At 40.4% G+C, this 15467-nt stretch carries 18 protein-coding genes; all 18 read right to left on the reverse strand.

From position 1 onward, the window contains the following. Positions 1 to 14: 14 nt before the first annotated feature. The 18 genes from K6V43_RS03940 to nt5e all read right to left on the reverse strand — a co-directional run bounded on the left by K6V43_RS03940 (position 15) and on the right by nt5e (position 15178). On the reverse strand, positions 15 to 272 hold the full coding sequence (locus tag K6V43_RS03940; RefSeq protein ID WP_222381787.1) for a type II toxin-antitoxin system RelE family toxin: 258 nt from the start codon (positions 270 to 272) through the stop codon (positions 15 to 17). Continuing rightward, on the reverse strand, positions 262 to 501 hold the full coding sequence (relB, locus tag K6V43_RS03945; RefSeq protein ID WP_024418295.1) for a type II toxin-antitoxin system RelB family antitoxin: 240 nt from the start codon (positions 499 to 501) through the stop codon (positions 262 to 264). The genes K6V43_RS03940 and relB (K6V43_RS03945) overlap by 11 nt, the downstream gene beginning before the upstream one ends. A 92-nt stretch (positions 502 to 593) precedes the next feature. Then, positions 594 to 2564, reverse strand: a complete 1971-nt coding sequence (locus K6V43_RS03950; RefSeq protein ID WP_222381788.1) for an FtsX-like permease family protein — start codon at positions 2562 to 2564, stop codon at positions 594 to 596. Next, a complete protein-coding gene (locus K6V43_RS03955; protein WP_105120532.1) occupies positions 2565 to 3317 on the reverse strand; it encodes an ABC transporter ATP-binding protein in 753 nt (250 codons plus the stop codon). It lies immediately after the preceding gene. An 8-nt stretch (positions 3318 to 3325) separates the two neighbouring features. Then, a complete protein-coding gene (locus tag K6V43_RS03960; protein ID WP_222381789.1) occupies positions 3326 to 3715 on the reverse strand; it encodes a NisI/SpaI family lantibiotic immunity lipoprotein in 390 nt (129 codons plus the stop codon). Between the two features lie 12 nt (positions 3716 to 3727). Continuing rightward, positions 3728 to 3868 (reverse strand): hypothetical protein, encoded by a 141-nt coding sequence (locus K6V43_RS03965; protein WP_222381791.1) that lies wholly within the window; start codon positions 3866 to 3868, stop codon positions 3728 to 3730. Positions 3869 to 4006: 138 nt separating this feature from the next. Then, positions 4007 to 5173, reverse strand: coding sequence for an ATP-grasp domain-containing protein (locus K6V43_RS03970; RefSeq protein WP_024392151.1), 1167 nt, complete (start codon positions 5171 to 5173; stop codon positions 4007 to 4009). Positions 5174 to 5190: 17 nt separating this feature from the next. Beyond that, positions 5191 to 5937 (reverse strand): alpha/beta hydrolase-fold protein, encoded by a 747-nt coding sequence (locus K6V43_RS03975; protein ID WP_172017900.1) that lies wholly within the window; start codon positions 5935 to 5937, stop codon positions 5191 to 5193. Positions 5938 to 5966: 29 nt separating this feature from the next. Continuing rightward, positions 5967 to 6794, reverse strand: a complete 828-nt coding sequence (locus K6V43_RS03980; RefSeq protein ID WP_024392153.1) for an alpha/beta hydrolase — start codon at positions 6792 to 6794, stop codon at positions 5967 to 5969. A 108-nt stretch (positions 6795 to 6902) separates the two neighbouring features. After that, entirely contained in the window at positions 6903 to 7913 is a 1011-nt protein-coding gene (locus K6V43_RS03985) for a DNA glycosylase AlkZ-like family protein (RefSeq protein WP_172017936.1), read from the reverse strand. A gap of 74 nt (positions 7914 to 7987) precedes the next feature. Then, a complete protein-coding gene (locus K6V43_RS03990; protein WP_172017897.1) occupies positions 7988 to 8266 on the reverse strand; it encodes a type II toxin-antitoxin system RelE family toxin in 279 nt (92 codons plus the stop codon). After that, positions 8259 to 8492 (reverse strand): type II toxin-antitoxin system RelB family antitoxin, encoded by a 234-nt coding sequence (gene relB / locus K6V43_RS03995; RefSeq protein ID WP_024392156.1) that lies wholly within the window; start codon positions 8490 to 8492, stop codon positions 8259 to 8261. The genes K6V43_RS03990 and relB (K6V43_RS03995) overlap by 8 nt, the downstream gene beginning before the upstream one ends. A 107-nt stretch (positions 8493 to 8599) precedes the next feature. Next, a complete protein-coding gene (trmFO, locus tag K6V43_RS04000) occupies positions 8600 to 9934 on the reverse strand; it encodes a methylenetetrahydrofolate--tRNA-(uracil(54)-C(5))-methyltransferase (FADH(2)-oxidizing) TrmFO (RefSeq protein WP_024404669.1) in 1335 nt (444 codons plus the stop codon). A gap of 262 nt (positions 9935 to 10196) precedes the next feature. Continuing rightward, positions 10197 to 10439, reverse strand: coding sequence for a hypothetical protein (locus K6V43_RS04005; RefSeq protein ID WP_222381793.1), 243 nt, complete (start codon positions 10437 to 10439; stop codon positions 10197 to 10199). 316 nt (positions 10440 to 10755) lie between these two features. Then, complete coding sequence (locus K6V43_RS04010) at positions 10756 to 11508, reverse strand: HAD family hydrolase (protein ID WP_172071067.1); 753 nt, start codon at positions 11506 to 11508, stop codon at positions 10756 to 10758. Positions 11509 to 11641: 133 nt separating this feature from the next. Continuing rightward, positions 11642 to 12133, reverse strand: a complete 492-nt coding sequence (locus K6V43_RS04015; RefSeq protein ID WP_222381795.1) for a YkgJ family cysteine cluster protein — start codon at positions 12131 to 12133, stop codon at positions 11642 to 11644. A gap of 51 nt (positions 12134 to 12184) precedes the next feature. Beyond that, the gene (locus K6V43_RS04020; RefSeq protein WP_222381797.1) at positions 12185 to 12832 is read right to left on the reverse strand and encodes a Maf family protein; all 648 of its coding nucleotides are present in this window, start codon (positions 12830 to 12832) and stop codon (positions 12185 to 12187) included. A gap of 51 nt (positions 12833 to 12883) precedes the next feature. Next, the gene (nt5e, locus tag K6V43_RS04025) at positions 12884 to 15178 is read right to left on the reverse strand and encodes a cell surface ecto-5'-nucleotidase Nt5e (RefSeq protein WP_222381799.1); all 2295 of its coding nucleotides are present in this window, start codon (positions 15176 to 15178) and stop codon (positions 12884 to 12886) included. Positions 15179 to 15467 lie beyond the last annotated feature (289 nt).

Raw genomic sequence — 15467 nt, forward strand, 5'->3', positions numbered from 1 at the left:
CAGGTCTTGGCTTTCTATATACTTCCATTTCTCATTTTTAGACTTGTAACTGTCACTTTGTCATCTTCAATGCTGACGATAACCCTGTAGTTACCGATACGGTACCGCCATTGGCCAGAACGATTGGTAGTCAAGGCTTTTCCGTATTGTCTGGGATTGTCACACCCGTCAATATGCTTGTAAAGATACCGCAAAATCAAACTTGCAGCGGTTTTATCCATCTTTCGAATTTGCTTTTGGGCCTTAGCAGACAAAATAACCTTATAGCTCAATGCCCAACTCCTCAGCCATTTGTTCTAGTGTTATTGGCTCAATTCCTTTTGCTAAGTCTGCTTGGTATTCTGCCCAAGCAATATCTGCCACACGGGCGTCGTACTCATCTTCAAGGGCTTCAAGGGTTTTAGTCCGAATGAGTTCTGACAAGCTGACACCTTCAAACTTTGCCATAGCCTGCATAAAGAGCTTGTCCTGCTCAGAAACTTTCAATGTGATAGCTGCCATTTTTCTTACCTCTTATAGTATTCCTTTGGTATTACCATTGTAACACCATTTCCCTGAAAAAGCAAGAAATCTCGCACAAGGCGAGACTTCTGCTACCGTTCAATAATGCGGTAATAGGTGCGACTAGTCCACTTGTAAATGACAAAGTAAATCAGAGCGACTGCCAGTAGGGTAATTCCGCTGACGGTATAAATCATAAGCGAAGAGGTGACACCTAAGGTCAATAGCATTTGCTTAAGCATAACAAGAGAAATCACGAAATGCAAGGTCGCCATAGCTAGTGGCATAAAGAAGACCGTAAGTGTTTGCGAGTTAATGGTCTTTTTGACTGCTGTTGCACTCATGCCCACTTCTTGTAGAATCTTGTAGGATTTCTTGTCTTCATGCCCTTCCGAGTACTGCTTGTAGTAGATAATCAAGGCTGCACCCAGTAGGAAACTAATTCCCAGCAAGAAACCTGTAAAGAGGAAACCGCCTCTAAAGCCCATCAGTAAATTGTTGAAATCGGATTTTTGCATAGCATATCCTAGGAATTCTCCGTTTGCATCGTTGATATTATAAGAGTCCCCAGTTTGCTCACCAATTGAAGTAACCTCTTCATCAGTCAAGTCGGTAAAGACACGGTAGTCCAGGCTAACCTGATAGCCTTGCGGATTATTGGACTCATAATACTCACGAACAGTATTCAATACAGTGTCATCACTGACTACCATAACGGCGGCATTTAGCGTATTGGTGATGTCTGGGAAAATAGCCTGGTCAAGATTGGCTACATTCTCAAAGGTATGATCGCCCAAAACAAGCTTCTTCAGCAATGGTTTTTCACTCGGACGCATAAAGGCAACTTGATTGGCAGCCAGCTCTGGCAGGTCATTGCCCAACTTCCTGAAATCATCTTGGGTGATGAAGTAGGTAAAGGCCATCTTGCTAAAGTTTGGATTGGCAATAGTCTCTGGACTAATGACAATCTCTTTCCCACCATCATAGACCAGACCAGCTTGGTAGGTCAGGTAGGACAGACTATCTTCCGCTTTTTCTGGAAAATGGCTGAGCACCGATTGCTGATAGGCACTTTCACCCTGACTTCTATCCGCAACTTTGTAGGTAATAGATGTTTCCTTTGGATAAAGACCACTTGTCATGCTTGACATGCCAGTATAAAGTGAAGTCGTTGTTGCAATGGTCACAAAGGCCATGACCGCAAGTAGCGTAATATTAGCCAAACCCTTTGCGTGCTGCTTCATCCGAAAAATCATCTGCGAGGTGGTAATGAAATGCTCTGGCGTATAGAAATACCGCTTGTTTTTCCGACGAGCCTTCAAATACCAAGTCATAAAACTGATGTAGAACAGATAGGTCCCCGCAATGACAAAGAGCACAGCGATAAAGAACCGAAAGATAAGAGCTACACCTTCTGCTTTAGATGAAAGTGATAGGTAGTATCCAATACCCAGTCCCACTACACCAAGAGCAGCTAGAAGAACATTGCCTTTTGGCTCCTTCTCCCCTTTCTCACTAGCTCGGAACAAAATCAGCGGACTGGTCTTACCAATGGTCCGAATGGCTAGCAATTCCAAGAGAAAGAAGATACCAGCAAAGAGAAAGGCGGTCATGACAAAGGCCAAAGGGGCTATTCCAAAATGCAAATCACTATAATGTGTTATATTGACAAAAATCAAGTAGAGAACATTTGCAAACACACCAGCTAAGACAGAACCAAGAACCACAACCAGTAAGAATATCATCATCAATTCTAGGCTGGCTATCAAGGCTACTTTTTTCTTGTTCATCCCCAGCATGTTATAGAGACCAAATTCCCTCGCCCGTTGTTTCATCAGGAAATTAAAACTATAAATCTCCATAATGACCGAGAAAATGGTCAGAACAACAACACCAAGACCGATAGAAACGGCACCAGAGCCCATGGTCTCCATAACTGGACTTAGCATGAGTAAGAACATGGAACAAATCAGAGTAAATAGCACAAGACTGGCTAAAACGAATGGAGCAAAAACACCCATGGATTTTCGGATATTTTGCCCAGCAAGTTTGAGGTAAAACATCTACTCACCCCCTAAAAGTGCAGACATATTGAGCGAAATTTCCTTGGCAAAGTCTTGATTGCTCTTACCTGCCTTGTACAATTGGTGGAAAATCCGCCCGTCCTTGATAAAGAGTACTCGCTTAGCATGACTAGCTGCGTTGGCTGAGTGAGTCACCATGAGAATGGTTTGCCCGTCTAAGTTGATGTCTTCAAACAAATTCAGCAAGTCTTCCGAATTGCGGTAATCTAGGGCAGCTGTCGGTTCGTCTGCTAGGACAATCTGTGGCTGGGTAATCAAACTACGGGCAATGGCCACGCGCTGCTTTTGTCCACCAGATAGTTCAAAAGGACGTTTCTTCAACAAATCTTGAATGCGTAATTTTGGAGCTAAAGCTTTCAACCGTTTTTCCATTTCCTCATGGCTGGTACGTGCCAATACCAGAGGTAAAAAGATATTGTCTTGGATGGACAGGGTATCCAAGAGATTAAAATCTTGGAAGACAAAGCCCAGATTACGCAAACGGAAATCCGCCAGCTTACTTTCCTTGATTTTCGTAATATCTTGATTGTTTAGGATAACCGAACCTCTCGTCGGCTTGTCCAGGGTTGCTAGAATGTTGAGCAAAGTCGTCTTACCAGAACCACTTTCCCCCATGATAGCGATAAACTCGCCCTCTTCTACCTTAAAATCCACATCTTGCAAGGCACGAGTTTCCTCTTTTGAAAAACGCGTGCGGTAAACTTTTTCTAAATGATTGATTTCTAATAACATATAAACTCCTAATTGTTTTCTTTGGAAAAATCAACTGCATCAAGTAATGCTTGATAGTCGATTCGGTCTGACTCAGCAACATTATCTTCTAAATCCACCTTGTAATAACTATCTTGGACACCGATGGCCCATTCCTTGCTAGTTGTTACATAGAGATTATTCAAGGATACTGTCTGTTTCACTGCCCCTTCTTCTTTGACAACAGGCCATTCCATAAACTGAACTTCTGTTCCTTGAATACTATCTTCGGCAACTTCCTGTTTGCTAACGGCATAGTCTTTTCCCTTGTAATGGAAAGTTTGATAGCCCTCATCAAAGCTAAGGCCTGCTGAAGAGGAAGAACAAGCAGTTAGCATTATACTGCCCACAGCCAGCAAGCCAATTACTTTCTTTTTCATAGTTTCCTCCCTCTAGTATGCCATAAATCGTATACTTTGCAAATCATGGGCGAGCTCTTCTAAGAATATGGCTTGTTCCAAGAGTTCAGCTTTCTCTTTTTCTGAGAATACCTTTTCTTCTATTCTCTTTGCTTGTAAAAATTTGAATGACATATGATTTCCTTCTTTCGTTTTCTTATGAGTCTATTATAGAAAATTGTTTTGCCTCGTTCCCTTACAGTTCTGATTAAAAAACTTACAGCTTTGTAAGGAAAGAAAAAAGACACCATTTCTGGCATCTTTCAATATAGTCTATTTAGTTTCTCCAATAAAGGCAATCATTTCATCTAATTCGTCCTTGCTTTTGGTTACAAGTAGATAGGCATCATTTCCCTGCAATTCTGCGAAGGCGTCAGGCATGCGTTTTACTGTTTTTAGCTTATCCGCATAACGATCACGAATAGCATCTGCAGAATGTACATAATCTGTTGCATCACGACGGGTTGCTACCAAACAATATTGTGGCTCAAAACGCCGTTCCTCAACTGAACCTCCAGAAACAACATTGGCATAATCACGGAAAAGATCAATTGAATGGGCATAGTTATATGATTCTACTGTAAAGCCACCGGCCATACGGTTATTGTATTCAATAGCAATATAATCTTTACCATCCTTGAAAAATTCAATATGGAAGAAACGCTCTTTCATGCCAAATGCTTTGATAATGGCACGTCCGTAGGATACCAATTTGGGGTCAAGCTCTTTTTCAATGTAATAGGCATTATCTTTTTTACTTTGTACCAATTCAAAAGGGGTATGTACATAAGTTAATCCTGTTTCAAATACAACATTTCCCTTGCTGTCAATCAAGCCATCATAAGTTGTAATGATACTTGAATTGACAAATTTCTCAAAGAAATAAGCTGTACGCCCATCCCAGGCTGTTTTAAAGTCTTCCAAATCGGCTTTCTTTGTCAGCTTAAAGGTTCCTGATGCTCCCACCCCATTGTCAGGTTTAGCAATCAGTGGGAAACCAATCTTTTTCACAGCTTTTTCAATATCTTTTTCAGTTTTTACAACCATACCTGGAACTACAGGAACACCTGCTTTAGTAAAGTATTTCTTCATTTCAGACTTAAACTTTGTCTTTTTAAGATTGCTTGGCTTAGCCCCAAAGATATTGAATTGTTCACGAAGAGCTGCATCTGTCTCTAACCAATGCTCATTATGAGATTCTACCCGATCCATTGGACCATGCTTGTAAATAAGAAAGGCTGCTGCACGCTTGACTTCATCCAAGTTTTCAAGGTTCTCAACACGGAAGTATTCTGTTAAGGCATTACGAAGTTCTTCAGGGAGCTGATCATAAGGCTCTTGTCCAATACCAAGAACAGTAAAGCCTTCTTTTTTTGCCAATTCAATAGTAAATGGCTGGAAATTTTCAGGATAAAAAGGGGAAATGACGAGATAATTCATAAAAGGTCCTTTCTAGCTTATAATCCAATCGAATGAAGGAAAAATGGCATCTGTTTTCTCCACCATACCCAGTCATGAGCTACATCTGTACCCCATGTATCAAACCAAGCAGGAATATTTTTTTCTTCAAATGCGCGTTTTAGGTTGTAGAATGAATCCAGACCATCTTGTTCCCAATCGCCTAGACCGGTACATACAATAATATCCGCTTGGCGGTATTTATCAATAAACCAGCCATCATGTTGATTCCAAATATAGTCTGCTGGAGAGTTTTGATAAACAACTTCATCATTTCCATAATCTTGATGATGATTGAAATATCGTGCATCGTAAATCCCAGAAAGTGCAATGACTTTTGTAAAAACATCTGGATGTTGTAAGAAGAAATTCAGTGCATGATAAGCTCCCATTGAGCAACCTGTTGCCATCATACCATCAAACCAGCCAGTTTTATGTTTAATAAATGGAATCGCTTCTTCAATCACATAGCGTTCATAGGCACGGTGAGCCTCTGCCTTATCATGAATGGATTTCCAATCGGCCAACCAACTTTCATTATCAAAGCTGGTAAGGGTGAAAAATTGTACATGACCTGCTTCGATAGACCCGCGGCAAGCCTCAATCATCCCAAAATTAGCATATTCATTATAGGAACCACCTGATGAAGCAAAGACGAGCACCGGAATACCTGCGTGACCATAACGATTCAAGTTCATTTCACGACCAAGATTTCCTGACCAATGACTTAAAAATTCGACATGCATAATGACGTCCTCCTTTGATATTTTTTGATTTATGACCAATGTTCACTTAAAAAACGTAGACAATCTGGTAAGTATAAGGCCCAAGCCTCCTCATTGTGTACAGCACCTGAAATCACTTCTAACTCTAAATTGTCCAAATGAACTCCACCAGAGATCAACTGTCGATAATAGGTTAATGATGAATTGATATAAGCTTGCTTGATATTGCCTGCCATCAATGTTTTGTCAGTATCATCAGCCTCCTCAGTACCCACATATATGTAAATTCGTTGATTTGGGTCTAGTTTTTGACGCTCAATAAAACGATCAAATGCATCTTGATGAAGCCAGTTAGCAGATGAAAAGACGCCTAAACAGCCAATTTGATCTTGATAGGCTAATCCCATAAACTGTGTGATATTGCCACCCAATGACGAACCAATCATAGCCGTATGTGCCTTGTCGGATTTGGTCCGATACTCTTTATCAATAAAGGGTTTTACCACATCCATGACAAATTCGGCGTACAAGGTCCCTTTCCCGCCAAATTGAACACCTGGTATGCTTGTTTCACTGTACTTCCAAGCTGCATACTCATGCATCCGTTCCATTCCATCATTATCAATCGCCACCACAATCATTTTACTAATATCTGGATTGCGCTTGATCGTTGGAATAACTTTCCACGAATGTCCTGAAAATGCTTCTTTGCTATAGAGAACATTTTGTCCATCATGGAAATAGACAACAGGATAGGTCCTTTCCGTATCTTCAGCATATCCCTTAGGCAACAATACACGGACACGACGGTTCCTCCCTGTGAAGGGAACTTCTAATTCATGTGTTTTCATGTCCAAATAAAAGTAAGACTTATTCATAGTAATCTCTTTCATAGGTATTTTAAGTATTATATCATAGTTTTTATGAAATATTCTGAAAATTTAGTTATTTATTTACAACTTTCGTATTTACCGAACATAAACCAGCTATTGCTTCAAGACTTCCTCGTACATTTGGCGGTAATCTTCCAATTCTTTCTTTTCTTGTTGGCTGATGTCTTCAAAGATGTCTAGTAAAATAGTACCTTTATCACGTTTCCAAGTTGCCACAAATCGCCCTTTATAAAAAACTACAGGTTTGACAATACCTGTCAACGTATAAATGTTACGGATGTATTTTTGATCAAAAAATGGGTTGTTTTTCTTTTCATACCCCAAAAGTAATTGATCAAACCCAGCAACGAAAAGACACTGAGGTAAATCTGCCTCATCAAGCGCCCCAAGGTAAAACCGTTCCTCTCCAGCTACTTGAATTGTTTTTAAATCTAATTGTGCCATCCACTCTAGAATGGTTGACTTATTTTCTTTAAAATAATAACGAGCATCTGCCAAACTGACAGGACCAAAACCTGAAAAATAACGTCGTGCTATTTCCAGCTCAGCTTCTTTCTTTGGTAGTGGTTGAAAGTCACGTAACCGATGAAACCTTTTTACCCCATACTCTTGGTAAATTTCTCCTCGTTCAACCATATAACGAAGGAGACCACCCCAGGCATTGAAAACTTGTTTTTCTTCTTCTACTCCAATATTCTCAGCTCGACAAAGAATTTTCAACTCTTCACGAGTCATGGGGCCAGTTTCTAAGGCTTCCAAAATAACTTGATGAAATTTTTTCTTAACCTGTGGCAGTGCACCATCCCAACTTACTGTTTCAAGATAATCAACGCTTGCCATTCTCCCTTCATGAATATAGAGAGGAATTTCCGATTTGAGGTAGGCATGAACTGTCCGTCGAAGTGACCATTGACGTGTCAGAGAGGCTTTCCAGTCCTGATTTTGAAATGCTTCGTTGGTCATTCGATTACGAAAACCGATATGAACATAGGGCTGAAATTGTGCCTGCAAGCCATTCAGGTTCTGGCAAATTTCTTGAACAGTTTGCGCTGTAAGTAGCCCCTGTTTCTTTAAGATTATCCCCTTCCAAGTATCTTGGTTCATAGTAGTCCTCTTTCTCATATTCTGTCTCCAGTATAACACAAAAGACACCCGAAGGTGTCTGGCATGAATTTCTCTCATTTCAACTTCTTATAAATATCGGAGCGATGTCCTACATGGAGATTGAGCAAAACCAGTTCTCCTTCGTCAACGACAGCAATGATACGATAGTTTCCAACACGAAAGCGGACATAGCCAGCTAAGTTTCCTGTCAAATACTTTCCAGGAGAACGTGGAAAATCCACACCCACCAGATGCTTATCAATCCACCTAGCAATCTGCCGACTGGTTCCCTTATCGAGCTTATCCATATCTTCAAAGAAACTCGGTGCATAGTCCACGCGATACTTAGCCATAACGTTTCATCATTTCTTCGTGGCTAAAGATTTTCTTACCGCTCTCAGACCATTCTTGATAGGTCTGTTCCGCCTTAGCGAGATCGTACATATCCTCTAATTTCTCTAAAACAGCTTCCCGAATGAAGTCCGTCTTGGTCATATGTTGTCCAGAAGAAACTTCTTCAATCAACTGGACCAAGTCTTCATCAAATCGGACAGCAATTGGTTTTGATAAGGTTGGCATTTCTATCACCTCTCCATGTTTACTATGTAAACATTATAGTCTGAATTAGGAAAAATGTCAATCATAGCAAAAGACACCCTAAGGTGTCTGATGTTAGTCTAAATATCTTAATAAGCCAAAAACTCTTCCAAGTCCTTGAGGGAACGCTCTGCTATTGCTTCATAACGCTCCTTCTTATCGCGGATACGCGGCCCATCCAGCTCCTTGATGATACCAAAATTGACATTCATAGGCTGGAAGTGCTTGCTTTCGGTGTGGGTTATGTAGAATGGCAGAGCTCCGATAGCTGTGGTCTGCGGGAAGATGACCGGCTCTTCGCCACGGAAACGGCGAACAGCGTTGATTCCGGCCACTAAGCCAGAGGCGGCAGACTCGACATAGCCTTCTACTCCTGTCATTTGACCTGCAAAGAAAAGATTTGGATTTTTCTTGGTCGCAAAGGTCTGTTCCAATAAGTTTGGCGAATCCATGTAGGAATTGCGGTGCATAACGCCGTAGCGGACAAATTCAGCATTTTCAAGTCCTGGAATCATTTGGAAGACACGCTTCTGCTCACCCCACTTGAGATGAGTTTGGAAACCAACAATGTTGTAAAGGCTACCTGCCGCGTTGTCCTGACGGAGCTGGACAACTGCGTACGGTGTCTTGTATTCGCCGTCACGAGGTCCCTTGTAGTCTTCTGGGTATTCCAGACCAACTGGCTTCATTGGACCATAGAGCATGGTTTTGATGCCACGTTTGGCCATGACTTCAATAGGCATACAGCCTTCAAAGTATTTTTCTTTTTCAAAGGAATTGAGTGGTGCTTCCTCGGCTGAAATCAAGGCTTCATAGAAAGCGGTGAACTGCTCCTTGTTCATCGGAGCATTGAGATAGGCAGCTTCTCCCTTGTCGTAACGGGACTTAAGATAAACTAAGTCCATGTTAATGGTCGAGCTATCGACAATCGGTGCTGCCGCATCGTAGAAGTAAAAACCGTCGCCACCATTAAGCGCGTGAATCTTCTCCGCCAAGGCGTCAGATGTCAAAGGTCCCGTCGCGATAACTGTAATAGCATCTTCAGGAATCTCTGTAATCTCCTCACGAATCACCTCAATCAGTGGGTGGTTGTGAATCTCATCAGTGACTGCTTGAGAGAAATTCTCACGGTCCATGGCCATGGCACCCCCAGCTGGTACTCGGTGGGCTTCACCAGCTCGCATGATAATGGAATCCAAGCGACGCATTTCTTCCTTGAGAAGGCCGACAGCGTTGGTCAAACTATCGCCACGGAATGAATTGGAACATACCAACTCAGCAAACTTATCAGTCTTGTGCTGAGGGGTCGGCTTGACACCACGCATCTCGTAGAGTTTGACAGGAATGCCGCGTTTGGCAATCTGATAGGCTGCTTCAGAACCAGCAAGGCCAGCTCCGATTACGTTAATATGGGTTTGAGACATGAAACTAATACCTCTAGCCAGAATATCTGACTACTGTTTGGGAATGACCCAAAACAGAACCTTTCTAAATTTTATACTTATCCAGTATACCAGAAAATGACCGGAAAAGATAAAAACTACTCTCATGGTGATAAAAGTAGTTTTTGAGATTTACATAATATAGTTTATGTAAACACTTCTATCAATGACTGCTTCCCAGAGGGTGGCAAGCATGCTGGTGTATTATCTTCCAGCCATCCTCAAACACTAAACAGAGCGTAAATCAATTAACAACAGATTGCACTACCACTTCATTTTTTAGTTTTGAAAAAGTTGCATCAAAATAGGCAAAGGTACAGGTATGGGAAGATTTGATGGTCAGATTTGAAAAATCAACCACTACTTCACCTAGGGAAATGTTTTTAAACCAATCCTCAACCATTGCAATTAATTCTTGTTTGCCTTTTATTGCCCATTGGCCAGCAACATCATAGATAAAAATGTCATCATGATGAAGGGAAATCATCAATCCTTATCTTTGTATCAGTCATTTGAATTCGCTTTGATACTTCGTCACTTTTGCCTTGCCGTACTCTACGAAAGTGACTTGTTTCTCAAGTCTTATTTCCAACCTAGAACAGCCTTTAGGCTGTTCTAGCAACCTGCGCCTCAGTTCCTTGTCTGAATGCTAATCCATTCGACCATATAAAACCGCTTGTCGATAATTGTCTAAAAGTTCTTGAATAGTTTGTTTCAAAATATGTTCCTTCTTAAAAAATTGAAAATAAGAAAATCAAAAGAACTACTTCCAAATTGATGAAGGTAGTTCTTAGGGTTATCATCTAACGAATCAATTCAATAATATCATCGATAATCGTAAAGTCCCAACCTTTTTCTTGGTAAGCAAAGATCTCATCAGGACTATAAGGGAAAGTATTCAGTAAGACACCATCAATTCCAACAGCTTGAGCAATAGCAATGTCTGAAGTCAAGTCATTACCGACAAAGACTGTTTCAGCTGGATCTAACTGATTTTCACCCATTAAACCTAGCAGAAATTCAGGTTCAGGTTTCTTAATGCGATAATCTGAGGAAATATAAATTTTCTCCATGAAGGTTGCGCACCCTGTTAGTTCAATCTCAGCTTGGGTAAATATTCGCTGAGCATTGGACAAGATAAACAATCGTGCACCCCTATTTTGTAGTTCCTCTAGGGTAGCTAAGGTATGCTGATAAGCTTCTAATTTTTCACGAGAAAGGACCCGGAATACAGTAGCTACCATTTGTCCGAAAGTCTTTAAATCAGCAGGTTTATTTTGGGTTTCCCGTCCATATTTGGTATCAGTCAATAATTGAACGAATACTTTCTCTAAGTCAATTTCGACATCTTGGTAAGGACTAATTCGAATCAAATCAAGCTCTGCTTCATTCGCAGTTTCTTGGAATGCACTTCTCAGCTGTCTAGCACCATAAGAGCATCCAAAAGAATTATAGATGGCAGCCAGTTTCTCCCATAATTCCAACTTGTTTTCATCTGTTACAATATCTACTAGAGTACCATAAAAATCAAAGATATAATTCTTATATTGTTTCACAAAGATCTCCTATCTATGATATGTATATAAATATTATAACTCATTACGGAACCGTTTGCAACAAAAGTTTGAAAATTAGTCTGGAAGTTTTCTAAAAAATCCTATGTAGAAAATTCAAATATGAATGGAAAAATTAATTGATCTTTTCCCGCAGTTTTTCAACAAAGAGATAAGCTGCGGGGCAAATCAAGGTGTTTTTTATGGTTAAATTGTTGATTTGATAGATTTTTTTGCGATCAGTATGAGGAAATTCTCGACAAGCTTTTGGTCTCGCATCATAGATGCTACACAGATTATCTCCACCTAGGAAGGGACACGGCATGGCCTGAAAAACCTTATCTCCATCTTCGTCTACACGCAAATACATTTCTTCGAAAACAGGTAGTTTCATACGAAGATGTTTGGCAATGCGAGTAATATCAGCTTCGGTAAAAAGTGGACCCAATGTTTTGCAACAGTTTGCACATTCTGTACAATCAATTTCAGAAAAGACTTCCGCGTGAATGTCCTGTACGATTCTGTCTAAATTCTTAGGCGCTCTTTTCTTGAGATTTGCTAGAAATTTTCGGTGTTCACCTTGCTTCTGCAGGGCCAATTGCTTGTATTTTTCAATGTCGACACTCATAAACTCTCCTTTTCGTCCTCCATTATACCACAAACAAACCTGCCAGCTCTGCTATTTTTCAAAATCGCTGTCGTCAAATATCCTGCGGGATATTTCCGCTACTGGAAGACCGATAATGGTATGAACATCCCCGTAAATACTCGCTACAAATCGTGGATCCAGCTCCTGAATACCATAGGCCCCTGCCTTGTCAAGTGGTTGCTTTTCAAAAATATAGGACTGAATTAGCTTCTCTAGTGCGGGATAATAGTCAACAAAATCAATCTGTGCCAGCGTATAAAAAACATCCAGTGATTGCGACGTTCTTAGACAAACTGAGGTCACCACATAATGACTCTTGCCAAAATAGGATCGAAACATCTTTTCAGCCTCGGTCAAATTTTTTGGTTTGTTAAAAATCTGTTCATCTGCGATTACAATTGTATCTGCCGAAATATAGAGATGACCTGGGGTCAATTTGATCTCAGACTTGGCCTTGGAAATCTCACAACACGTTTTAGCTGCTCGAGTGAGAAAATCATCGGAAGCAAATTGGTTCATAAAATATTCTTCAATTCCTCGTTCATCCACTTCAACAGAGGTAATATGTGGTTTCAAGAACTTCAATAACTCCTTACGACGTGGTGAATTACTGAGCAAGACATAGGATGAGATTGGTTCACGTTTGCCTTCTCTTTGATATTGAAATACAGTTTGCATGGTTCCTCCATTAAAAAACAGAGTCCGAAGACCCTGTTTCAAAAAAATTGCTTACATTTCTTCTTTACGACGTAGAGCCATTGCCAGTCCCGCGAGACCTAAACCAAATAAGCTGAGTCCAAGACTTGATTGATCGCCAGTATTTGGTAAAACTCCTGACTTGGCCACAGGAGTGGTTCCGTTAGCCAGTGGTGCTTTTTTGAGAATTTCATTACCTTTCACAGTTTCAGATTTGCCATCTTTTTCTTTAGGCGTGTCAACAGGACCCTTATTATCTGATGTAGATCCATTTGAGCCTTGATTTGAAGGTTCATCTATCGTACTAGTTGGGTTAGTTTCAGAATTTGTAGTTGGATCTTCTTGATTTGAAGACGTCTCCTCTGTATTCGCTTCTGGATTTGAAACTGCATTTTCAGGATCTGTACCTACAATGACTTCGATGAAGTCAGGATAACCATCTTCATCAGTATCCAAGGTAGAATCTATAGGAATAATTCGAGAGTATGGATTGATGTCTGCGTAGGCTGATAGGTCTGCAGTTTTTAGGTAATCTGCAAAGACACTATCCATTGACGGACCTTCTTCGCGAGCACCACCAAGCATTGTGTAGCCATCCCCACCTGCAGCTAAGAAATCATTTGTAGCAAGATAATATGTTTTTTCTAAATCCAAATCATCATATTCTCCAGTCTCAGGATTTAAGATGCCAATAAGAAGCACGCGCTCTTCAACAGGTAAAGTTGGATCATAAAATACTGTCGCACCGGAGATTTGTAAGAATCCGCCACTTGCCTCAAAGAGAGGCGCTCCATTTTCATCTAGGATGAATTCACCAGTTTCTTTATTGGTTTGCAAGGCAGATGACAATGACTTCGTAAACATATCTTGAATTTGCAGACCAGTCACTGTAATTTGTGAAATGATATTACCGAATGGTAAAACTGCAATAATATCACCTTTTGTAACAGGATGATCTTTAGCAATGGTTGCACGAAGACCACCGCCGTTTGTCACAGCAAGACTAGTTTTATTTGAGAAACCTGTTTGACCATATGCGTAGATAGCATCTGTTACAGCATTACCTAAGTTAGTTTCACGTACACGAACATTTGAACGCTCACCATTCAATTCAACTGGGTTGTTTTCAATCACTACTTGAGCATTTTCAGCTTCATATTTTGCTTTGATGTCATTCACAAGCTCAGTAATTGAAGCATCTGGTGTCACAGAGGCCGTATCTGCAGCAGAAATGAGACTTGCTTCACCCAATAATTGTTCAGATTTTAAGGTAACTTTACCAATATTATTCAAATAGGAACCTGTCTGGTTATAGGTTACATTGTCACCATATGTAGCAGATTGAACAGTATGGGAATGGCCATCAATAACAATCACACGTTTGCCTGCAAGTTTGGTATTTTGTGATAAGGCTTCAGCAAGTGTTGAACCTCTCCACTCTACAGGAGTTGTCGCATCAACACCTAAGTGCGCAAGTATGATGTAGTTGTTATAGACACGATTATCAGCAAGTGCACGTGCTTCTACTTCATCAATGACCTTATTTACTTCGGTAATAGGATCTACAAATGTAACACCTTCAATATTTTTTGGGTGTGTCTTTGTAGCAGTTTCTGGTGTTGTTACCCCGATAACTATAAATTCATCACCGACAACAGTTGGCGTTTTATCAACGATGGTTGAAGCTTCAAAAACACGAGCGCCATTAACGTAAGTGTTTGCACTCAATAGTGGGAAGTTCAAGGTCTCTTTGTATTTAATTGCTTGGTCCATCCCAAAGTCAAATTCATGGTTACCAACAGCCATGGCATCATAGCCGACTTGGTTCATAATATTGGCTCTGTCTTCACCTTTTGTAGAGTTGGAAATTGGCAGACCTTGGAAGGCATCACCAGCATCCACCACAATTGTATTTTCAACTTTACTACGTTCTTCTTCAATGACTGCAGCAGCCTTGGCATCACCGATTACGCCTTTTTCTTCAAGAATTCGACCATGCACGTCGTTCGTATGAATAATAACAGCATCAATTGAATCAGAGGCTGTACTAGAGGCAGTTGTTTCAATCGGGGTACTAGCCTCGACAGCCACTTCTGCAGCTGATAATTCAGTTGTTGTAGCCTCTGTCGTTGTTGAAACAGTAGAGACTGCCTCCGGTGTGTTCACATCTGGATTAGATGCACTTGTCCCTGTAGTTTCAGTCTGTTGGACAATAGTTGATGAGGTATCTGCAGTCTGTACGTCATCAGCTTGAACTTGTTGAGCCAAAATCACCGGCGACAACAATAGGGTAGACAACACAGGCAACAATAAATCTTTCTTTTTCATAAATCGACCTTTCTTAAGTGAGTTATATAGTTATTATACACTTTTTTACCAAAAAACAAAAACATTGAATTCGTTATCATAGTTAAAATGTTCGTAAAATGTTTGTATGAGAATGGCATTGAGGTATTCAAAAGTGAATATTAGAAGGAATTCCTTATAGTTTAAACAGATATTTGAAACGAGACTGTTGAAATTATCATTAGATTGTTTGAAAATATTTTGAACACTTCCACAATCTTTTCCATCTCAGCAAGTCTTGACTTCCTATTTGATGCATCAAAATATGGCT

Source organism: Streptococcus suis (assembly GCF_019794615.1).
Classification (GTDB): domain Bacteria; phylum Bacillota; class Bacilli; order Lactobacillales; family Streptococcaceae; genus Streptococcus; species Streptococcus suis_AI.